The sequence below is a fragment of the Shinella agrisoli genome (assembly GCF_046557955.1).
Taxonomy (GTDB): Bacteria; Pseudomonadota; Alphaproteobacteria; order Rhizobiales; family Rhizobiaceae; genus Shinella.
The window spans coordinates 88746-110096 of sequence record NZ_JBJIEP010000004.1 but is presented as its reverse complement, the minus strand read 5'-3'; the positions used below and the strand labels follow the sequence as shown (position 1 = coordinate 110096).

Genomic DNA, 21351 nt, shown 5'->3' with positions numbered 1-21351 from the left:
GGCGCTCGTTGGAAACGCTATAAGATTCAGGATAATACAATGGGCAAGGTTACTGGTTTCATGGAAATCGACCGGCAGGTGGCGAAGTATCAGCCGGCCTCCGACCGCATCCGCCATTTCCGCGAGTTCACCATCCCCATGTCGGACGCCGAGGTGCAGAAGCAGGCCGCGCGCTGCATGGACTGCGGCATTCCCTATTGCCACGGCCCGACCGGCTGTCCGGTGCACAACCAGATTCCGGACTGGAACGACCTCGTCTACAACGGCAACTGGGACGAGGCGATCCGCAACCTCCATTCGACCAACAACTTCCCGGAGTTCACCGGCCGCGTCTGTCCCGCCCCTTGCGAGGAAGCCTGCACGCTGAACCTGGAAGACATGCCGGTCTCGATCAAGACCGTCGAGCAGGCGATCGCCGACAAGGCCTACGAGATGGGCTACATCGTGCCGCAGCCGGCGACGGTGAAGACCGGCAAGAAGGTTGCGGTCATCGGCTCCGGGCCGGCCGGCATGGCGGCCGCCCAGCAGCTCGCCCGCGCCGGCCACGAGGTCCACGTCTACGAGCGCGAGTCCAAGGCCGGCGGCCTGCTGCGCTACGGCATCCCCGACTTCAAGATGGAGAAGAACTTCATCGACCGCCGCGTCGACCAGATGCGCGGCGAGGGGGTCACGTTCCACACCGGCGTCAATGTCGGCGTCGACAAGCCGATGGACGAGATGCTCGCCGAGCACGACGCGGTGCTCTACTGCGGCGGCTCCGAGACGCCGCGCGATGCCGGCATTCCGGGCGTCGACCTTGCCGGCGTGCACGATGCCATGCCCTATCTCGTGCAGCAGAACCGCCGCATCGGCCGCGAGAACGTCGACAGCGTCGGCTGGCCTTCCGCGCCGATCCTCGCCGGCGGTAAGCATGTCGTCGTCGTCGGCGGCGGCGACACGGCATCGGACTGCGTCGGCACCGCCTTCCGCCAAGGCGCGGTGAAGGTGACGCAGCTCGACATCCGCCCGCAGCCGCCGGAAAAGGAGGACAAGCTCGCCGTCTGGCCCTTCTGGGCGACGAAGATGCGCACGTCTTCCTCGCAGGCCGAAGGCGCCGTGCGCGAGTTCCAGGTCGGCACGCTCGAATTCGTCGGCGACGAGGACGGGGTGCTGACGGGCGTGAAGTGCTGCCAGGTGGACGATCGCCGCAAGCCGATCGCCGGCACGGAGTTCATCATCAAGGCGGACCTCGCCTTCATCGCCATCGGCTTCCGCGGCCCCTTCACCGACAGCGTGCTGAAGGACCTCGGCGACCGGCTGACGATCAACACCGACAAGCGCGGCTCCTCGAACGTCGTGGCCGACGACCGCGACTACAAGACCTCGGTCGACAAGCTCTGGGCCGCCGGCGACGTGCGCCGCGGCCAGTCGCTCGTCGTGTGGGCGATCCGCGAAGGCCGCCAGGCGGCGCGCGCGATCGACGAGGCGCTGATGGGCTCGACCACGCTGCCGCGGTAAGGTTAGTGGGCGCGTGTCGATAGGTAGATAGAGAGCGCGGCGATCGAGCGGTCTGGGTTGAGCGGCAGCGGTTCGAATTCAGCTCACGGCGTCGCCGTCTTGTCCAGCCGGAAATCGTCGACGCGGCCGAGCGGGGCGTCGGCGATCTCGCCCTTCTCCACCAGCTTCTCCCGCAGGCTCTTGCCGCTGCCCTTGAGCGCCGCGCCGCCGAGAAGCGCGGTGCCGCCGTCGAGGGCCGGGTCGGCGAGGCTGATGGGCTGCGTCTTGGTGATTTCCGCATCCTCGACGGGAGGCGTCGCGACCACGAGGTCCTTGAGGTCGCCCTGCAGGCCGGGGCCATCGGCCGCGGCATCGCCGAGCAACCGGCGGATTTCCTTCTCGACATAGAAGGCGAGCTTGCGCTTGCCGGCCTTGGTGAAGTTGATGCCGTCCGAGCCGCGCAGGCGCACCTGCTGGCCGTTGATGTCCGAGCCGGAGGTGACGAACTTGCCTTCCTCGTCGACGAACCCGTCCCAGATGTCGACGAATTCGCCGCCCGCCTTCTCGACGCCGGCGCGGTAGATATTGTTGAGCGTCGTCATGTCCGCCGTGAGCGCCGAAGACTGGAAGGCCGGCATGCCCATCCAGAGCAGCGGCTTGCCGCCCTCGCGCGCCAATGTCGCGATGCGGGCGACGCGCGCCTCGTATTCCTTCGTCCAGGCCTCGGAGCGGAACTTCTCCTTCACGCCGCCGATGCTCATCTGCTGGCGGTCGTTCGCGCCCATGCTGACGACGACGAGGGCGGGCTTCGTCTCGGCGATCAGTCCGGGCAGGGATTCCGGCCAGTTGTAGTAGTCGTCGCGCACGATGCCGGAGGAGCCGTTCGTGCGGCGCTCGACGCGGATGCCGGGCGTCGTCTCGAAGGCGGCGACGAGGCCTTCGCCGACGCTGCCGGCGATGAAGTCGCCGACGACCAGCACGACCTTGGCGTCCGCCAGCTTCTCGACGGCCGCCGGCTCCGGCGTCTTGGCGACCGTGGTGGTCGCCTTCTTCTTGCGGGTGACGGTGCGCGGCTTGCGGATCTGCGGTTCGGGTGCGACTTCCCTGGGCTTTCTCTTGCCGAAGAAGAATTCGAGGATCGTCTTTCGCTCCCGGGGTTCCTGCGCGCCCGCGGGAAGGGCCGTCACGACGACGCTCGCGCCGGCGAAAAGCGCAATGCCGAGGCGCACGATGCGGTGGATTGTCGTCTTGCTCATCGCGAAAGTTCCCGTCTCTGCCCCGATGTTGCGGAAGCTCGGTGGCGGTATGATGGCAAATGCCGGCGCCAAGCGAAAGCGTCCGCCAGCAAAAAGGGGCGCCGAAGCGCCCCGATGCGTGAGCCCGGCGGGTATCAGCGGCGCAGGGCCCTGAGAAGCTCCTGGCTCGGTTCGCCGTCCGCCGCAAGGCCCATGCGGCTCTGGAAGGCCTGGATCGCCGCCTTGGAGCCGGAGCCGAAATTGCCGTCGACCTCGCCGTCATAGTAGCCGAGTTCCTTGAGGCGCGTCTGGAGCTCGAACTTCTCCGTGATGTCGAGCGCGCCGTCGGGGCGCGGCCAGCGCTGCTTAACGCCGCTATAGCCGGCGAGCTGGTCGGCCAGCATGCCGACGCCCATCGCATAGGAATCGGAGGCGTTGTAGCGCTTGATGACGAAGAAGTTCTTGGTCATCAGGAAGCCCGGGCCGCCGTTCGCCGGCAGCTTCAGCTCGGCACGGTCGGATCCGTTCTTGAAGCCGCTGCCGTTCGGGCGCGTGAAGCCGAGCTTCGCCCATTGGGCAAGCGTCTTCGTCTGGCCGGAATATTTGTGGCCGCCCCTCGGCACGACGATCTCGTAGCCCCAGGTCTTGCCGGACTGCCAGCCGTTCTTGGCGAGCAGGTTCGCTGCGGTCGCCAGGGCATCCGGCACGGAGTTCCAGATGTCGCGATGGCCGTTGCCGTCCGCGTCGACGGCGTAGATCAGGTAGCTCGTCGGGATGAACTGGGTGTGGCCCATCGCGCCGGCCCAGGAGCCGGTCATGTCGGATGCGGCGATGTCGCCGCGCTGGATGATCTTGAGGGCCGCGATCAGCTGCGTGCGGGCGAACTTCGCCCGCTTCTTGTCGGCATAGGCGAGCGTCGCGAGCGCGCGCGGCACGTAGTGCAGCCGGTCGTCCTTCTCCAGCACCGCGCCGTAGTTCGATTCCATCGACCAGATGGCGAGCAGGATGTGGCGGTCCACGCCGAAATGGCGCTCGATGGCTGCGAGCGTGCGGGCGTGTTTCGCCGCCATCTCGCGGCCGATCCGCACCGTGTAGGGGTTGACGCGCGAATCGAGGTAGTCCCAGATCTTGTGCTTGAATTCCGGCTGGTAGGCCGCCTTCTGCAATACATCCGGATCGGGTGTCTTGACCCCGGAAAACGCCTTCTGGTAGGTGGCCTTGCTGATGCCGGCCTCGGCCGCCGTCGCGTAGAAATCGGCGATCCACTTCTGGAAGCGGGCATCCGCCCGGGCGGCGGTGGCATGGGCGAAAAGTCCGGCCGAAAGAAGGAGGGTGAGCGCAGATCGGCGCAGAACGGTCTTCAAATTCTGTGTCATCGGCTGTCGTGTCCGTTTCTTAAATTTCGGGACGATGGCGCGGAACCATCGGCTGGACGCAAAACTTATAAAAACGAAGTCAACAAATTCTTTACCATCAAACTTTTGCCCCGTCTTCCTTTGCAAAAAAATAGCAATTGGATTCTATTTCGCACAAACATGTCCCGGCCATGAGGGCTATGGGCTCAACGAGGTGAATATGTCGCAGACACGCAAGGTTCGCAAAGCAGTCTTTCCAGTAGCCGGGCTCGGCACCCGCTTCCTTCCCGCGACGAAAGCCGTGCCGAAGGAAATGCTGACCGTCGTGGACAAGCCGGTGATCCAGTACGTGGTGGACGAGGCGCTGGATGCCGGCATCGAGCACCTCATCTTCGTGACGGGCCGCTCCAAGGCGGTCATCGAGGATTATTTCGACATCCAGGTCGAACTGGAGCAGACGCTGCGCCAGCGCAACAAGACGGCCGAACTGACGCTGCTCGAAAGCATCCTGCCCGTCGCCGGCTCGACGAGCTTCACCCGCCAGCAGGAGCCGCTCGGCCTCGGCCACGCCGTCTGGTGCGCCCGCGAGCTAGTCGGCAACGAGCCTTTCGCGCTTCTTCTTCCCGACATGATCATGAAGAGCGAGAAGAGTTGCATGAAGGGCATGGTCGAGCTCTTCGAGCACAGCGGCGCGAATGTCATCGCCGTGGAGGAATGCGCGCCCGACCAGGCGCACAAATACGGCATCGTCGGTGTCGGCGAGAAGATCGGCGAGGGCTTCGCCATCACCAAGATGGTCGAGAAGCCGGCGCCGGGCACCGCGCCCTCCAACTTCTTCATCAATGGCCGCTACATCCTGCAGCCGGAAATCTTCCCGATCCTCGCCACGCAGGAGCGCGGCGCCGGCAACGAGATCCAGCTCACCGACGCCATGCTGAAGCTTGCCGACAGCCAGAAGTTCGCCGCCTACCACTTCCGCGGCGAGACCTATGACTGCGGCGCCAAGGACGGCTTCATCCTCGCCAACATCGCCTTCGCCCTCGCCCGCGCGGACATTCGCCCGACCGTCGAAGGACCGCTGAAGCAGCTCATCGCCGGACTGAAGTGATCAGCGCCGAAGGACAAGGCCGATGCCGGCGCGCGTGACGCCGGTGTCGGGCGTGCCCGACTGGCGCGTCAGCTCATAGGAGACGTCGCCGGTCATCGCGAGCCAGCGGTTGAGGTCCCAGGTGATGCCGGCGCCGACCAGATAGATGCTCTGGTTCGTGGCGCCTGCGGCCGGGAAGTCGCGCAATGTGTAGGCGCCGCTCAGCCGCGCCACGAGGTTCTCCCGCAGTTCGTGCGTCAGGTCGGCCGTCGCCGCATAGGAGACATAGCCGCTCTGGCCGGCCGCGGTCGAGGGTTCGAGCTCCGTGGCGAGGCCGAGCCGCAGCTCGGTGCCGCGCTGCGGCGACCAGAGCACCGAGCCGTCGATCGTCAGCGCTTTGAGCGCGGCAAGGCGGCTGTCGTCGAAGGCGGCCCGCCTGTAGCCGAGGCCGAGATCGCCGCGCAGTTTTTCGCCGAGGTCGAGTTCCACGCCCGCGCGGCCGCCGAGCGTCGAGGCGGAGCGCTCGTAGCCGAGCGAATCGCGCTTGTCGTCGTAGATCGAGCGCCCGACGGAGGCTTCGAGATAGGGGATGAGAGCCGGCGAGAGTTCGTAGCCGATGCGGCCCGTCAGCGTGCCTTCGGTATAGTTGCGGTCGGAAAGGACGAGCTTGCTGCCATCGGCGAGCGTCGCCGATCCATAGGTCCGGCGTTCCGCTTCGGCGCCGATCGTGCCGCGGATCAGGCCGAAATCGCGGGTGACGCGCGCTCCGGCCGTGTAGGTCCGCACGCCGGACTGGACGCTGGCCCCGTCGACGGCATTGGGATCGCTCGAGCTTTCGCGCTCGAAATCATAGCCGGCCGTGATGTTGGCGATCGTGTCGTGGTTGAGATCAAGCCGCAGGTCGCCGTCCAGCCGCAGCCGCGGCTCGGTTTCTCCCGTTCCGCTGATGTTGCGCTGATGGCTTCCTTCGGCATCGATGGTGAGCTGATGACGCGACCAGTCCGAAGTCAGCGAACCCCGGAAGCCGGTCTGCGAATAGGTGCGGCTTGTCGCAGAGGAGCCGCTTTTCCTTCTTTCGTAGCCGAGGTTCTGCGTCAGCGACGGGCGCAGAATGAAGGTGCCGATCCGGATGCCGGTCGGCTCGTAGGGATCGCCGAAATCGCTGCGTGCGTTGTCGACATTGCCTTCGGGGAGGTTCAGCCGCTCCGCCCGGCGCTCTGCGGGGCCGATGGCGCCGTCCTCCTCGGCAAGGGCCGCCGCCGCCTCGTCGGTGAGGCCGGGTTGCATCGCGGTCGAGGCGGTCGTGGCGGCATCCGTGTTCGCGGGGGTGTCCTCGCCGCTTGCGCCCAGCGGATCGGCCTGGGCGTCGTCGTCGGTTCCCGTTTGCGCAAGCGGCACGGGGAAGGTCGAGGGCTCCGTGGACGTCGCCTGCTGGGCAATCGCGGGAGCGGCCGCAAGCATGGTGCCGGCGAGCAGAAGCCCGGCCAGCCGCCGTGCCGGGCGGGGCGAAGGCGCCCCGCATTCCATTCCCTTTGCCTTTGCCATGATCGGGCCTGCGATTCTCGGATTTCCTAAGCGAACGTAAACCGCCATGGTTAACGCTTGGTTGCTGCAAGGGGTTGATTCGCGCCGACGTTCCCGATGGACAGTCCCGGGCAAAAGCGCTAACGAGGCGCCATGAACAAGAGACAGGCAAACGTTGACGGCGGCGGCGCCATCGCTTCGGCGATCCGGACGGTCGAGACGGAAAAGGCGGGATTGCTCGCCCTCTCGGCGGCCTTGGAAGGCAATCTGCACGACCCGTTCTGCGAGGCGGTGCGCCTCATGGGCGGGATTGCCGGTCGCGTGATCGTCACCGGCATCGGCAAGTCCGGCCATATCGGCGTGAAGATCGCCGCGACGCTCGCCTCCACCGGCACGCCTTCCTTCTTCGTCCATCCCGTCGAGGCCAATCACGGCGACCTCGGCATGATCGGGCGCGACGACGTGATCTTCGCGCTCTCCTGGAGCGGCGAGACCGCCGAGCTCCAGGGCATCGTCTCCTATTCCCGCCGCTTCTCGATCCCGCTGGTCGCCATGACGTCCGGCGAGCGTTCGGCGCTGGCGCGCGCGGCCGATACGGTGCTGCTGCTGCCGAAGGTGCGGGAGGCCTGTCCGCACGGGCTGGCGCCGACCACCTCGACGCTGATGCAGCTCGCGCTCGGCGACGCGATCGCCGTGGCGCTGCTCGAGGCGCGCGGTTTCACGGCAACGGATTTCAAGACCTTGCACCCGGGCGGCAAGCTCGGCGCGAGCCTTTCGCATGTCGGCGACATCATGCACAGCGGCGAGAACATGCCGCTCGTCGCACTCGGCACCTCGATGCCGGATGCCGTGCGGATGCTGGCGCAGAAGCGTTACGGCTGCGTCGGCGTCATCAACGACGACGGCATCCTCGTCGGCATCGTCACGGACGGCGACATCGCGCGCAACCTGTCGCGCAACCTCTCCGAGCTCAGCGTCGACGACGTGATGACGCGCAGCCCCAAGACGGTGAAGCCGTCGACGCTGGCGACCGCCGCGCTCGGCCTGCTCAACCAGCACAACATCTCGGCGCTGATCGTCACCGACGCGGCCTTCCGTCCCGTCGGCATCGTGCATTTCCACGACCTGCTGCGGATCGGGGTCGCCTGACGTCCTTCACACCGGCTCGACCGTAAGGTCGCGGCCGTTGCTGGCCGTGACGCGCACGCGCGCGCCGACCGGCAGGTCCGGTCCCTGGACGCTCCACACGGTGTCGTCGAGGCGGATGCGGCCGCGGCCTTCGGTGATCGGCTGCTCCAGCGTCGCGGTGCGGCCGACGAGGCTCTGGCCGCGCTGGTTGAGATGCGGCTGGTCGCTTGCCTGGCCGCGGGCGCTGACGATGCGCCGGCCGATGAGGGCGGCGATCAGCGACAGCACGGCGAAGACCAGCCATTGCGCCTGCCACGTCCAGAAGGCCTGCTCCCACAGCAGGAGGGACAGGGCGCCGGTGACGATCGCGGCAATGCCGATCCAGACGAGGAAGACGCCGGGCAGCAGCACTTCGAGGATCAGCAGGACGATGCCGAGCACCCACCAGGCCCAGGGGCCGAGTTCGGCGACGATGCGGTGGATCATGCTCACGTTCCCTGCGGCGGCGTGTCGAAAGGATTGCGGAACGCGGGCGTCGAGGCCGTCGTGGTCGTTGCCGGCGTCGACTGGCGCGAGCGCTGCGTGCCGCCGCCGGCCGGCGCCGGGCCGTTGCCGAACACTTCCCTGGCGATGGCGCCGATGCCGCCGAGCGAGCCGATCAGCGAGGAAGCTTCCATCGGCATGAGCACGATCTTGGAGTTCGGCGCCTTGCCGATCGCGGCCACGGCTTCGGTGTATTTCTGCGCGACGAAGTAGTTGATCGCCTGCACGTCGCCGGCGGCAATGGCCTCCGAGACCATCCTGGTCGCCTTGGCCTCTGCCTCCGCCAGCCGTTCGCGCGCCTCGGCGTCGCGGAAGGCCGCCTCGCGCAGGCCTTCGGCTTCGAGGATGGCGGACTGCTTGGCCCCTTCCGCGCGCAGGATCTGCGCGTTGCGCGAGCCTTCGGCTTCAAGCACCTGGGCGCGCTTCTCGCGCTCGGCCTTCATCTGCCGCGCCATGGCGTCGACGAGGTCCTTCGGCGGAGCGATGTCCTTGATCTCGACGCGGGTGATCTTGACGCCCCAGGGGTTGGCGGCCTCGTCGACCACGCGCAGCAACTGGTCGTTGATCTTGTCGCGGTTGGAGAGCAGTTCGTCGAGGTCCATCGAGCCCATGACCGAGCGGATGTTGGTCATGGTGAGATTGATGATGGCATGTTCCAGATGGGCGACCTGATAGGCGGCCTGGGCGGGGTTCAGCACCTGGTAGAAAGCGACGGCGTCGGAGGCGACGCTGGCATTGTCGCGGGTGATGACTTCCTGGGTGGGGATGTCGAGAACCTGCTCCATAACGTTCATCTTGGCGCCGATGCGGTCGATGAAGGGGACGATCAGGTTGAGGCCGGGCTGCAGCGTGCGCGTATAACGGCCGAAACGCTCCACCGTGTACTGATAGCCCTGCGGGATGGTCTTGATCCCGGCAAACAGGATCAGGATGACCAGCACCACGAGAGCGATGACGACGATATCCAGTCCGGCAAAATCCATGTTCTTCTCCCCAAAAGACGATGCGGCGCGGCGCCACTTTAAGGAATACGCGTCGCGACGCCAGTCTATTTGGACGGGAGCAGGAATTATCCGGCTCAGACCCAGCCGGAGAGCTCCCGGCGCACGACCTTCTCCAGAACCGCCATGCCTTCCGGCGTGTCGTTCAGACAGGGGATGTGGGCGAATTTCTCGCCGCCATTGTGCAGGAAGCTTTCGGCGGCCTGCTCGGCGATCTCTTCGAGCGTTTCGAGACAATCCGAAACGAAGCCGGGATTGAGCACCGCGATGCGCTTGACGCCTTCCTGCGCCAGCTTCTCCACGGTCTTGTCGGTATAGGGCTGCAGCCATTCCTCCGGCCCGAAGCGGGACTGGAAGGTGACGAGGAGCTTTTCCGGCGACCAGCCGAGCCGCTCGCGCAGCAGGCGCGCGGTCTTCTGGCACTGGCAGTAATAGGGGTCGCCCTTCTCGAAATAGCTCTTCGGGATGCCGTGGAAGGAGGCCAGGACCCGCTCGGGCTCCCAGTCGAGCGTCGCCAGGTGTTTTTCGATGGAGACGGCGAGCGCGTCGATATAGGTCGGGTCGTCATGGTAGGGCGGCACGGTGCGCAGCGCCGGCTGCCAGCGCATCCCGAGCAGCGTCTCGAAGGCCTTGTCGTTGACGGTCGCCGTGGTCGCCGCCGCATACTGCGGATAGAGCGGGAAGAGGAGAATGCGCTCGCAGCCCTGCTTTTGCAGGTGTTCCATGCGCGAGGCGATCGAGGGCTGGCCGTAGCGCATGGCCCAGTCGACGACGACGTCCGAATGATCGGCGAGAGCCTTCGCCATCAGCTCGGCCTGGCTGCGCGTATAGGTGCGCAGGTAGCTCTCGTCCTTCTCCTTGTTCCAGATCGTCTCGTAGGCCTTGCCGACCTTGCCGGGGCGCGTGTTGAGCACGATGCCGAAAAGGATCGGGTACCAGACGAGGCGCGGCCATTCGATGACGCGCTTGTCGGTCAGGAACTCCCTCAGGTAGCGGCGCATGGAGGTGTAGTCCGTGCCGTCGGGCGTACCCAGATTGACGAGCAGCACGCCGACCTTGCCGTGCTTGACGGGCGGATGGTCGGCGGGCTTGGCGGCGGTGTCCTGCATGATGCGATCCTGTACGTGCGGGTTGTCGTTCATTGCCCTGCGTTCTTGTTTGCGCAAATCCCGATGCGAAGCCGCTTCGCACTTTGCTGGAATTGCTCTGGCGGCGGAGACCGGCCGGTCAGAATCGTTCTAAAAAGAAATGCCGGTCCGGAAAAGCCCGGACCGGCAGAAATAGGGGAGACAAATTGTCCTTATTCGGCCGGGATCGACAGCTCCGTGCCGACATGCAGCGCACGCGGACGCGGATTGCCGTTCGCTTCCGCGATCTTGCGCCATTGCGTGCCGTCGCCATAGGCGGCCTTGGCGATGTCCCAGAGCGTATCGCCGCGTACGATGACGTGCTTGCCGCCTGCTGCCGGCGACGCCGCAGCCGATTCCGTTCCGGTGGTTGCGGCGGCCGTGCCGGATGCGGCTTCGCCCGTCGTCGCGGCGCCTTCGGTCGACTTCGCGGCCGTGTCCGTGGACGTGGATGTTGCCGTTTCGCCCGCGGCCGGTGCGGTCTCCGTGCCCGTTGCGGTTTCGGCGGTCTGCGTCGCGGCGGCGACTTCGGCGATGCGGCCGTCCGTATAGGGCTTGTAGGGGCGGTTTGCCGAAAGATAATCGGCAACGACCAGTTCGAGGTTCGGGCCGAAATCGTAGGCGTTCGTGCCCGCCGTCGCGAAGACGGAATAGCCGTCGCCGCCCGCGCGCATGTAGTTGTTGGAGACGACGCCGTAGGTCTTCGCCGGATCGAGCGGCACGAAGGCCTCGCCTTCCTTGACCTCGACCGAGACGACGCGGCTGCCGGCAGGCTTCGACTTGTCGAACGTGTACTTGATGCCGGAGACCTGCGGGAAGCGGCCGGCGCCCTCCTCGATCTGGCCAAGGCCGTTCTCGAGCGCGGCGATGACGTCCGACCCCTTGAGCTGGAAGGTCGCCAGCGAGTTCTGGAACGGCAGGACCGTCAGGACCTCGCCCATGGTGACGACGCCCTTGTCGATGGAGGCGCGCAGGCCGCCGCCGTTCTGGATGGCGATCGAGATGCCCTGCGCCTTGACGCGGTCGAGGATGGCGTCGGCGACGAGGTTGCCCATGGTGCATTCGCGCGCGCGGCACGTTTCGCGCGAGCCGTCGATCACCTCGGAGGTCTCCGAGACCTCCTTCTTCTTCAGCTCCTCGATGGGCGCGGCAAGCTCCTTCACGCGCGCGGCGAAGCCGGCGTCCGGCGTGATGGCGGAATCGAGAAGAAGCGGCGCGCCGCTTGCCGATTTCACCTTGCCGGCATCGTCGAAGACGACCTTCAGTTCGCCGAGATATTTCGAATAGGCATAGGCCTGCACGATCGGGACATCCACGCCGGCCGGATTCTTGACGAGGGTGGGGTAGGGGCCGGCCGCCTTGTCGTCCGTGCTCGAGAGCAGCGTATGGCTGTGGCCGCCGACGATGACGTCGATGCCGTCGACCGCCGCGGCGATCTCCTGGTCGCGCTTGTAGCCGACATGCGACAGCAGGACGATCTTGTTGGCGCCCTCGGCCTCGATCGTCGGAATGACGCCCTTCAGGTAGGTGATCTCGTCCTCGAAGAACACGCTCTTGCCCGGCGAGGACGTCTCGCCGGTATCCGTCGCGAGCACGGAGACGACAGCGACCTTCTGCCCGCCGATGTCCTTGACGATGTAGCCCTTGATGCGATTGGCGATCGGCGTGTCGGCGCCGGCCACGGTGTTGCCGGAGATGACCGGGAACTTGACCTGATCGAGGAACTTGGCGAGTTCCTGCGGGCCGTCGTCGAATTCATGGTTGCCGACGGCCATGGCATCGAAGCCGATGCCGTTCATGAACTCGGCCACGGCCTCGCTCTTGTACGTCGTATAGAAGAGCGAGCCCTGGAACTGGTCGCCGGCATCGAGCACCAGCACGTTGGCATTGGCGTCCGTCAGTTTCTTGCGGGCCGCGTCGATCGCCGCCTTCACGCGGGCGATGCCGCCGAAGCACTCGTTCTTGCCTTCCTCCTCGGCCGAGCAGGTGGAATCGAACTTGTTGATCGCCTCGATGCGCGAATGCAGGTCGTTGATATGCAGGATGTTCAGCTCGTAGTCCGCAAGCGCCGAGCCGCTGGAGAGCGCGATGATGGAGGCGGCCAGAAGGCCGGATCGGAAAATCGTCATGGTCCTGTTCTCCTCGTTTGCCCGCGACCGACGGCGCGGGAAGGTCCGCCTGTTTCCCATAAACCGGAAACATGACAGCCGGCCGGCGGATGTTTCCACCGCTTGCCGGCAACTTCAAGAGAAAAGAGGCAGGGACGGAAGGAGGGCATGTTCATGTGCCGAAACGAAAAAAGGGCCTTGCGGCCCTTCATCGCCTATCCGTGCCGGCTCAAACGCGGCGGGAGAGAGAGAACTGTGCGCCTTCGGCCGTCGTGCAGTTGAGCTGGCTCTGGCTGACGAGCGCGCAATTGACCTTCGACTGGGTGTTGCGCACCAGCGAGGTCATGTTGATCTCGACCAGCGTCGGCGAGGTGTTGACATAGGTGCCGGAGGCCAGAAGCTGGTTCGTATCGGTCGTGCGCGTCGTGAACGTGCCGGCTGCGAAGGTCGAGACGATGCCGTTCGGATCCACCCAGGCGCCTTCCACACCCGTCGGCACCGGTCTCTGCGCCACCGGCAGGTCACGCGGCGCGCGTTCGGTCTGGCAGGAGGCGAGCGCGGCGGCGGCGGCAAGCAGGCTCAGGACTGTGATCGGCTTCATCTGGTTCTCCCAAGGTCACGGCGGCATGGCCACCCGTCCGGTTCGCCGAACCATGCCGCGAAGACACGTCGAAAGCAAGACGCGCCGCCCGGCGAACGAGCATTATCCCATTGAAAGCGAAGACGCCCGCGGCCTGGCCGCGGGCGTCCCTCGCATCGATTTTCCGGCCGCTCAGCGGACCAGGATGTTCTTGAACTGCCACGGGTCCTTCGTGTCGAGGTCTTCCGGGAAGAGGCCGGTGCGGCCGTCGAGCGGGGTCCAATCGGTGTAGTGGCCCTCGACCGGTCCGAGATAGGGCGTCTGCACTTCGAGGCAGCGCTTATAGTCGATCTCGTCGGCCTCCACGATGCCGGCCTTCGGGTTCTCCAGCGCCCAGACCATGCCGGCGAGCACGGCGGAGGTCACCTGCAGGCCGGTCGCGTTCTGGTAGGGAGCAAGGCGGCGGGTTTCCTCCAGCGACAGGCGCGAACCGTACCAGTAGGCGTTCTTGTCGTGGCCGTAGAGCAGTACGCCGAGCTCGTCGACGCCGTCGACCAGCTCGTTCTCGTCGAGCACGTGCAGGACCGGCTGCTGGTTGCCGCCGTTGCCGAACATCTCGTGCAGCGAAAGCACAGCGTCATTGCACGGGTGGTAGGCATAGTGGCAGGTCGGGCGGTAGGTGACGTCGCCGTCCTTGTCGCGCACCGTGAAATAGTCGGCGATCGAGATCGACTCGTTGTGGGTGACGAGGAAGCCGTATTGCGGGCCGGGCGTCGGGCACCAGGAGCGAACGCGCGTGTTCGCGCCCGGCTGCTCCAGGTAGATCGCCGCCTTGCAGCCCTTCTTGTGCTTCTTGGCGTTCTTCGGCACCCAGTTCTCGTGGGTGCCCCAGCCGAGCTCGGCCGGCTGCAGCCCTTCAGAGATGAAGCCCTCTACGGACCAGGTGTTCCAGAAGGTGTTGAGCGGCTTGGGGTTCTTGGTGCGCTGCGTGTCGCGCTCGGCGATGTGCACGCCCTTGACGCCGGCCTTCTTCATCAGCTTGGCCCAGCCTTCGCGGTCGTCCTGCGCGGGCTCCTCGAACTTCAGCTCGAGGTCCCGGGCAAGGTTCAAGAGCGCCTGCTTGACGAACCAGGAGACCATGCCGGGGTTGGCGCCGCAGGTGGAGATGGCGGTCGTGCCGCCGGGGTTCTTCTCCTTCTCCTTGCGCACGGTTTCGCGCAGCGCGTAGTTCGTGCGGTCGGCGTTCTTCAAGCTCTTGTCGAAGTAGAAGCCGAGCCAGGGCTCGACGACCGTGTCGATGTAGAGCGCGTCGAGCTTGCGGCACAGCTTGATCAGGTCGAGCGAGCCGGTGTCGACGGAAAGGTTGACGCAGAAGGCCTGGCCGCCGCCTTCCCTGAGGAGCGGCTTCAGGAGGTCCTTGTAGTTGTCCTTGGTGACATGCGCCTTGACGTGGCGGACGCCGTGACGGGCATAGATCTCCGCGTCGGCGGCGTCCTCGCGCGGCTCGATGACGATCAGCCGGTTCCGGTCGTACTTGAAGTGGCGCTCGATCAGCGGCAGCGTGCCGCGCCCGATGGACCCGAAACCGATCATCACGATCGGGCCGGTGATTTCGCCATAAACCGGATAGGTGCTGTCTGCCATTTGGTTCTCCTGCGGACGGCCGCTTTGCGCAAAAACAGGGCCTCGGAGGGCCCTCTAGCATTAGTATCTCAGCGCTAGAGCACAGTTTTCTGTCACAATAAAGAGTGGTTCCGGTATTTCTCCGGCGATATTCTTAACCGGCTGCAACCGCCCGCAATTCAGCCACGAGCGCGGCTCTCCTGCCGGCAAGTCCCTTGTATTCGGCCTGCGGCAGCGTCAGCGCTTCGAGCTGGTCGGCGAAGACGGTCGCGACCCTTCCGGCGTCGGGCAGCGTGCGCACCGCGGCAAGCGGATCGGTATAGATGCGGATGGTGAAGAGGATGTCGCCGCAGGCCGGCAGCTTGCGTAGCGTCTGGCGCTCGACGCGGGCAAAGGTGGTTTCGAGCGAGAGCCTGTGGTCTTCCGGCAGCGCGCCGTGCGCCTTGGAGGCGGGATAGTGCAGGTCGGCATCCGGGTTGATCGACCAGTTGAAGCGGAAAACCGGCTGCTCGGCCTTGAGGTTGTCGAACATGCGGTTGATCAGGAGGGCATTGCGCGTGCCCTCTCCGAAATCGGGCACGGGCGCATGGATGTCCTCCATCCGCCGGCCGAATTTCTCTATAAGCGACCAGGAGGAGGGGAAGGCGACGTAGCCTGCGACGAGCCGCCAGCCGCTTTCGTCGCGGCGCATCAGCACGAGGTCGTCCTGCACCAGGGCGCCGGCGGTGACGAGCGGCGCTTCGCCGGCGTCGAGGTCGACGGTACGCCGGCCGGCAACGATCGTCGATCCGGCCCGCCGATAGAAGGAGGGATGCCGCGCCGTCACGTGCGCGGCAAGGAGGTCGAGGACCTCCTGCTGCGCCGCGCGCGTATCGGCCTCCTCCACGAAGACGACGTCGCGACAGCCGGCGAGCAGCCGGTCCTTTTCGGCAAGGTAGCGTTCGAGCTCGTCGTCCGGCTCGATCCAGCGGGCCGGGTCGAGCTGGCCGAGGCCGATGGTGAAGAGGCGGGCGGAACCGTCGTAGGGCGTATAGACCGGCTGCCTCATGCTAGTTCGCTCCGGATCAGCCCGCGCAGCGAATTGCCCATCAGGATCGTGCCGCGGGCAAGGTCTTCCGGGCGCAGGGCTTTTTCCACGGCCTTGCCTGTTTCCAGCAGTTCTTCCCGGAGTACGCCGGCCAGCAGGCCAGAGGAGAGCGGCGGGGTTTTCAGGATGCCGGAGCCGTCGTCGAGGAAGAGCGAGGTGATGGTGCCCTCGCAGACCTCGCCGCGTTCGTTGAGGAGGATCATTTCATCGGCTTCGGCTGCCGGATGCTCGGCCCGGGCTGCGGCATAGACGGCGCGGCGGGAGGTCTTGTGGCGCAGCAACGGATCGGCGGAGGAAAGGCGGGTGGCGGCGATCTTCAGCCGCCATGTCGCTTCGGGGGGAAGGGGGGTGAAGGGGGCCGTCTGTACCTCGATGCGGCCATCCGCGAAGAGTTCGAGGCGGATACGGAGGGGTGCCGGGCGCGGCTCACCCTCCTCCGCCCTGCCGGGCAGGGCAGAGGAGGGTAGCGCGGCGAACAGGGCGTCCCTTGCCTTCTCGGCCCCCGGCACACCAAGGTCCACCGCCGACCCTGCCAGCCGTGCAAGGTGCCGCTCCAGCCGCACGAAGCCCGTTGCGGGCTCCCAGCGCAATGTCTCGATCAGCGAGAGATCCATTGGTCCCCCACGGCGAAGCGCGCCTTCAGCAGGCATTCCTCGTATTCCGCCTCGGCGGTGGAATCGAAGACGATGCCGCCGCCGACGTTGAAGACGGCGTCGCCGTCCTCGAAGAGGGAGATGGTGCGGATCGCCACGTTGAAGCGCATGGTGCCGTCCGGAGCGATCAGGCCGATGGCGCCGCAATAGGCGTCGCGCGGGCCGTCCTCCAGGTCGTGCAGGATCTCCATTGCGCGCATCTTCGGCGCGCCGGTGATCGAGCCGCAGGGAAAGAGGGCGGCGAAGATGTCGCGGATCGAGGTGCCGGGCGTCAGCTTCGCCCGCACATGGCTCACCATCTGGTGCACCGTCGGATAGGTCTCGACGGCGAAGAGTTTTGGCACATGCAGGGTGCCGACCTCGGTGATGCGCGAGATGTCGTTGCGCAGCAGGTCGACGATCATGCGGTTTTCCGCCTGCGATTTCGGATCGGCCTGCATGGCGGCGATGATCCGCTCGTCCTCCGCCGCGTTTGCCCCGCGCGGCGCAGTACCCTTCATCGGATGCGTCTCGATCCAGCCCTCTTCATCCACGTCGAAGAAGAGTTCCGGCGAGCGGGAGAGGAGCTTCGGGCCGTCGAGCGAGACGAAGGCGCCGTAGCGCACCGGCTGGCGCTCGATCAGCGACCAGAAGGCGGCGAGCGGATCGCCGTTCCAGCGGGCGCGGATCGGCATGGTGAGGTTCGCCTGGTAACAGTCGCCCTGCCGCAAATGCCGGTGCAGGCGGTCGAAGCGGCTGCGGTAGGCCTCCAGGTTCCAGCCGGCCCTGGGCTCGGTGAGGAACGGTTCGTTCTCGACGCGCTGGCGGGGCCTTGCGAGCGGATGGTCGTCCGCGGGCTTCCCGAAGATGCCGAAGCTCATCAGCGGCGTCGGGCGGTTGTCTTCCGCGAGCGGGGCCAGCTTCTCCTCGAAGAGATGGCCGGCCTCGTAGCTCATGAAGCCCGCGATCCACCGGCCCTTCGCATGCGCCGCCTGCAATTTCGCGAAGGCCGGCTCGAAGCCGGCGCGATCGCGCACGGTGACGACGCCGAGCGGATCGGCGAAAACCACCGTCCGGTCTTCACGGTCGTCCCTGAGGAGCACAAAGCGTTCGCGGTCGGTCATGCCTGCGTCCGGCTTTCCTGTTCGATCAGGCCCTATCAAGCGCTTCCAGCTCGTCGATCAGCCCTTCGATCATCGACAGTCCCTTGCTCCAGAACGACGGATCGCCGGCATCGAGCCCGAAGGGTTTCAAGAGTTCGGAGTGATGCTTTGTGCCGCCGGCCTTGAGCAGGTCGAAATACTTCGCCTGGAAGCCGGTTTCGGCCTGCTGGTAGACGGCATAGAGCGAATTCACCAGGCAGTCGCCGAAGGCATAGGCGTAGACGTAGAAGGGCGAGTGGATGAAGTGGGGGATATAGGCCCAGTAGGTCTCGTATCCTTCCGAAATGCGGATCGCGGGCCCGAGGCTTTCGCCCTGCACGGAAAGCCAGAGCTCGCCGATCTGGTCGGCGGTCAGCTCCCCTTCCTTGCGGGCGGTATGCACCTTGCGCTCGAATTCGTAGAAGGCGATCTGGCGCACGACCGTGTTGATCATGTCCTCGACCTTCTGGGCGAGCATGGCCTTGCGCTCGCGCCTGTCCTTCGTCTTGTCGAGGAGGCTGCGGAAGGTCAGCATCTCGCCGAAGACGGAGGCGGTCTCGGCGAGCGTAAGCGGCGTGGACGCCATCAGCGCACCCTGGCCGCCGGCCAGCACCTGGTGCACGCCGTGGCCGAGCTCGTGGGCGAGCGTCATCACGTCGCGCGGCTTGCCCATGTAGTTGACGAGCACATAGGGGTGCGCGGAGGGCACGGTCGGATGGGCGAAGGCGCCCGGCGCCTTGCCGGGGCGCACCGGCGCGTCGATCCAGCCCCTGTCGAAGAAGCGCTTCGCGATCTCCGCCATTTCGGGCGCGAAGGCGCCGTAGGCGGATAGCACGGTATCGCGCGCCTCGTCCCACGAAATCACCGCGTCGGGTGTCTCGGGAAGGGGCGCGTTGCGGTCCCAGTAGTCCATCTGCTCCATTCCGAGCCACTTCGCCTTCATCGCATAGTAGCGGTGGGAGAGGCGCGGATACGCGTTGCGCACGGCTTCCGCGAGGGCTGCGACGACTTCGGGCTCAACGCGGTTGGCAAGGTGCCGGCTGTCGGCGATGTCGGCGAAGCCGCGCCAGCGGTCGGAAATCTCCTTGTCCTTCGCCAGCGTGTTGGTGATCAGGGCGAAGGTGCGGATGTTCTCCCTGAAGGTCTTCGCAAGCGCCTCGGCAGCCTTGCGGCGCGCCTCGCGGTCGGGCGACTGGAGCTGGTTGAGGGCGATTTCAAGCGGCACGTCCTCGCCGTCGATCGTGTAGCGCAGCGCAGCCATGGTCTCGTCGAAGAGCCGGTTCCAGGCAGCCGCGCCCGTCATCGATTTTTCGAGGAAGAGCTGCTCCGTCCTGTCGTCGAGCTGGTAGGGCTTGTCCTTGCGCAGGTCCTCGATCCAGGGGCGGTAGTGCGCGGCAAGCGCGTCGTTCCTCAGCGCCGCCTCGATGCGCTCGTCCGCTATCCTGTTGAGTTCAAGGGAGAAAAACAGAAGGTGCGCGCCAAGATCGGTGAGCTTCGACTGCACGTCGCCGTAGAACTTGCCGTTCGCCGGATCGGTCGTGTTGGTGAAGTAGGTGAGGCCCGCGAAGGAGACGATGCGGCCCATCAGGTCTTCCAGCGCCTCGAATTCGCGGACGGCCGCGCCGATGCCCGCGTCGCCCGTCTTTTCGGTCGCCGCGTCCAGCTTGCCCTTCCATTTCGCCTCGAAGGCGAGCGCGTCGGCTTCCGCCTTCTTCATGTCGTCCTTGAATTCGGGCGAGGCCGGCGAGGGATAGAGATCGGTGAGGTTCCAGCCTGGAAGATCGCCCAGCTCGGCGGCGGCGGCGGCTTCCGCCGGTGCGAAGTCGATCCGGGGGGCGGGGAAATGTCGGTTCATCGGTTTTCTCTCTTCCAGGTGGGCGGTGCGGCCCCTTGCTTGCGTCGGCAATGGTTAAAATGCAAGCCTTTCTCAAAACGGCATGTTCAACCCTTTCTGCCATGGTCCGCTGGTGTCCAGTTCCCTTGGGCGTGCATGACGCACGCCTTCAGGCAAGGAGGTTCCAGTGACGGCCCATATTCTTGTCATCGATGACGACCCTGTCCAGCGCAGGCTCTTGAAGAACATGATCGAGCGCTCCGGCCATGTCGCGCATATGGCGGAAAACGGCCGTGCGGGCCTCGACCTGCTCGATCGCAAGGGCGGTCTCATCAATGTGATCCTGCTCGACCTGATGATGCCGGAAATGAACGGCTCGGCCTTCCTGGATGCGCTCGCCGAGCGCGAGAACACCATCCCCGTGATCGTGCAGACCGGCCAGGGCGGGATCGAGACGGTGGTCTCGGCCATGCGCGCCGGCGCGTTCGATTTCGTCGTGAAGCCGGTTTCGCCGGAGCGCCTCAACGTGGCGATCGGCAACGCGCTGAAGGTGGACCAGCGGGAGGGCCGCGGCCGCGCCGGGCGCCGCCATCGCACGGAGGCCGTGCAATTCGACGACATCGTTTCGGCAAGCCCGGAGATGCTGCGCGTCATCGAGCTCGGCCGCCGCGCCGCCCAGTCGAATATCCCGGTGGTGCTGGAAGGCGAATCGGGCGTCGGCAAGGAAATGGTCGCGCGCGCCATCCAGGCGGCGAGCGACCGGTCGCACAAGCCCTTCGTCACCGTGAACTGCGGCGCCATCCCGCACAACCTGGTCGAAAGCATCCTCTTCGGGCACGAGAAAGGCGCCTTCACCGGCGCGACCGAGCGCCATACGGGCAAGTTCATGGAGGCCGACGGCGGCACGCTCTTCCTCGACGAGATCGGCGACCTGCCGCTCGAAGTGCAGGTGAAGCTGCTGCGCGCCGTGCAGCAGGGCGAGATCGAGACGATCGGCGCGCGCTTTCCGCAGAAGGTCAACGTGCGCCTCATCTCCGCGACCAACCGCGACCTCATCAACGAGGTGCGCGAGGGCCGCTTTCGCGAAGACCTCTACTATCGCCTCAACGTCTTCCCGATCACCATCCCGGCGCTGCGCAAGCGCAAGGAGGACATTCCGGTCCTGGTGCGCGCCTTCGTCCAGCGCTTTGCCGGCGAGCAGAAGCTGGCCCGTCCGCTCGGCGTCTCGGCCGGCGCGATGGCGCTGCTGACGGCCTATGACTGGCCGGGCAACATCCGCCAGCTCGAAAACGCCATCTTCCGGGCGGTCGTGCTTTCCGAAGGGGCGGAACTGACCGCCGCCGACTTCCCGCAGATCGCCGCGCAGGTCGAGGGCTACGGTCTTGCCGAGGACGGCGCCGTCACATGGGAGGCGGCGAGCATCCACACGCCGGAACCCGCGTCCGAAACCCGCCTGCCGAGCGTCTACCCGGATTTCCGGCCGAGCGAATCAGTCGAGGCCGCATCCGCTCCGGAAAACGCCATCGCCAGCGTCGACAAGGGCGGCCACGTGCGCAAGCTGGCGGATGTGGAAGAGGAACTGATCCGTTTTGCCCTGAAATTTTATCATGGCCAGATGAGCCAGGTTGCCCGCAAATTGGGCATCGGACGCTCGACTCTCTACCGCAAACTGAAGGACTATGGCATCGATCCGGACGACCCGATGAAGGAGGCTGCGTAAAAAGCCCTGAAATCCCGGCCACTTGAGATTTCTCGATTGCCGTTTATTCCCTGTTAGTGGATTGTTCACTATAACGGGGGCGCGATGAAGAGTGTGGCGGATTTGCCATGCTCTCACCGCAATTGGCGGTCATCTGGGATAACGGACGT

At 65.8% G+C, this 21351-nt stretch carries 17 protein-coding genes; 4 read left to right on the top strand and 13 right to left on the bottom strand.

Going from position 1 to position 21351, the window contains the following annotated elements; genetic code table 11:
• The first annotated feature begins 39 nt into the window (after positions 1–39).
• On the top strand, positions 40–1497 hold the full coding sequence (locus ACIIOY_RS04660; RefSeq protein ID WP_411033460.1) for a glutamate synthase subunit beta: 1458 nt from the start codon (positions 40–42) through the stop codon (positions 1495–1497).
• Between the two features lie 83 nt (positions 1498–1580).
• On the opposite strand, the gene ACIIOY_RS04655 is transcribed toward ACIIOY_RS04660, so the two are convergent.
• Together ACIIOY_RS04655 and ACIIOY_RS04650 are read right to left on the bottom strand one after the other, a co-directional pair.
• The gene (locus tag ACIIOY_RS04655; RefSeq protein ID WP_411033459.1) at positions 1581–2732 is read right to left on the bottom strand and encodes an SGNH/GDSL hydrolase family protein; all 1152 of its coding nucleotides are present in this window, start codon (positions 2730–2732) and stop codon (positions 1581–1583) included.
• Positions 2733–2866: 134 nt separating this feature from the next.
• The gene (locus ACIIOY_RS04650) at positions 2867–4087 is read right to left on the bottom strand and encodes a lytic murein transglycosylase (protein WP_411033458.1); all 1221 of its coding nucleotides are present in this window, start codon (positions 4085–4087) and stop codon (positions 2867–2869) included.
• 199 nt (positions 4088–4286) lie between these two features.
• Here ACIIOY_RS04650 and galU point away from each other — a divergent pair, with 199 nt between their 5' ends.
• Positions 4287–5174 (top strand): UTP--glucose-1-phosphate uridylyltransferase GalU, encoded by an 888-nt coding sequence (gene galU, locus ACIIOY_RS04645; protein WP_411033457.1) that lies wholly within the window; start codon positions 4287–4289, stop codon positions 5172–5174.
• Here the strand turns inward: galU and ACIIOY_RS04640 are convergent, their stop codons facing one another.
• A complete protein-coding gene (locus ACIIOY_RS04640; protein WP_411033456.1) occupies positions 5175–6698 on the bottom strand; it encodes an outer membrane beta-barrel protein in 1524 nt (507 codons plus the stop codon). It lies immediately after the preceding gene.
• A gap of 132 nt (positions 6699–6830) precedes the next feature.
• Between ACIIOY_RS04640 and ACIIOY_RS04635 the strand changes: the two genes are divergently transcribed.
• Positions 6831–7826 (top strand): KpsF/GutQ family sugar-phosphate isomerase, encoded by a 996-nt coding sequence (locus ACIIOY_RS04635; RefSeq protein ID WP_411033455.1) that lies wholly within the window; start codon positions 6831–6833, stop codon positions 7824–7826.
• A 6-nt stretch (positions 7827–7832) separates the two neighbouring features.
• Here the strand turns inward: ACIIOY_RS04635 and ACIIOY_RS04630 are convergent, their stop codons facing one another.
• From ACIIOY_RS04630 to ACIIOY_RS04585, 10 genes are all read right to left on the bottom strand, one after another.
• The gene (locus ACIIOY_RS04630) at positions 7833–8291 is read right to left on the bottom strand and encodes an NfeD family protein (RefSeq protein WP_411033454.1); all 459 of its coding nucleotides are present in this window, start codon (positions 8289–8291) and stop codon (positions 7833–7835) included.
• A gap of 2 nt (positions 8292–8293) precedes the next feature.
• Positions 8294–9331, bottom strand: coding sequence for an SPFH domain-containing protein (locus ACIIOY_RS04625; RefSeq protein ID WP_411033453.1), 1038 nt, complete (start codon positions 9329–9331; stop codon positions 8294–8296).
• 95 nt (positions 9332–9426) lie between these two features.
• Positions 9427–10458: a ferrochelatase gene (gene hemH, locus ACIIOY_RS04620; RefSeq protein WP_411033452.1), complete on the bottom strand. Its 1032-nt coding sequence runs from the start codon at positions 10456–10458 to the stop codon at positions 9427–9429.
• A gap of 191 nt (positions 10459–10649) precedes the next feature.
• A complete protein-coding gene (locus ACIIOY_RS04615; protein WP_411033451.1) occupies positions 10650–12605 on the bottom strand; it encodes a 5'-nucleotidase C-terminal domain-containing protein in 1956 nt (651 codons plus the stop codon).
• 208 nt (positions 12606–12813) lie between these two features.
• Entirely contained in the window at positions 12814–13185 is a 372-nt protein-coding gene (gene omp10 / locus ACIIOY_RS04610) for an outer membrane lipoprotein Omp10 (RefSeq protein WP_411033450.1), read from the bottom strand.
• A 171-nt stretch (positions 13186–13356) separates the two neighbouring features.
• On the bottom strand, positions 13357–14808 hold the full coding sequence (locus ACIIOY_RS04605; protein ID WP_411033449.1) for a homospermidine synthase: 1452 nt from the start codon (positions 14806–14808) through the stop codon (positions 13357–13359).
• A 133-nt stretch (positions 14809–14941) separates the two neighbouring features.
• Entirely contained in the window at positions 14942–15835 is an 894-nt protein-coding gene (locus tag ACIIOY_RS04600; protein WP_411033448.1) for a heme-dependent oxidative N-demethylase family protein, read from the bottom strand.
• Complete coding sequence (locus tag ACIIOY_RS04595; protein WP_411033447.1) at positions 15832–16488, bottom strand: aminotransferase class IV family protein; 657 nt, start codon at positions 16486–16488, stop codon at positions 15832–15834. The genes ACIIOY_RS04600 and ACIIOY_RS04595 overlap by 4 nt, the downstream gene beginning before the upstream one ends.
• Positions 16473–17630 (bottom strand): aminodeoxychorismate synthase component I, encoded by a 1158-nt coding sequence (locus ACIIOY_RS04590; protein WP_411033446.1) that lies wholly within the window; start codon positions 17628–17630, stop codon positions 16473–16475. Before ACIIOY_RS04590 ends, ACIIOY_RS04595 begins: the two co-directional genes overlap by 16 nt.
• Before the next feature lie 25 nt (positions 17631–17655).
• Positions 17656–19503 carry a M3 family oligoendopeptidase gene (locus ACIIOY_RS04585; RefSeq protein WP_411033445.1) on the bottom strand — a complete coding sequence of 616 codons (1848 nt, stop codon included), beginning with the start codon at positions 19501–19503 and terminating at the stop codon, positions 17656–17658.
• A gap of 166 nt (positions 19504–19669) precedes the next feature.
• Here ACIIOY_RS04585 and ACIIOY_RS04580 point away from each other — a divergent pair, with 166 nt between their 5' ends.
• Entirely contained in the window at positions 19670–21202 is a 1533-nt protein-coding gene (locus ACIIOY_RS04580) for a sigma-54-dependent transcriptional regulator (protein ID WP_411033444.1), read from the top strand.
• Positions 21203–21351 lie beyond the last annotated feature (149 nt).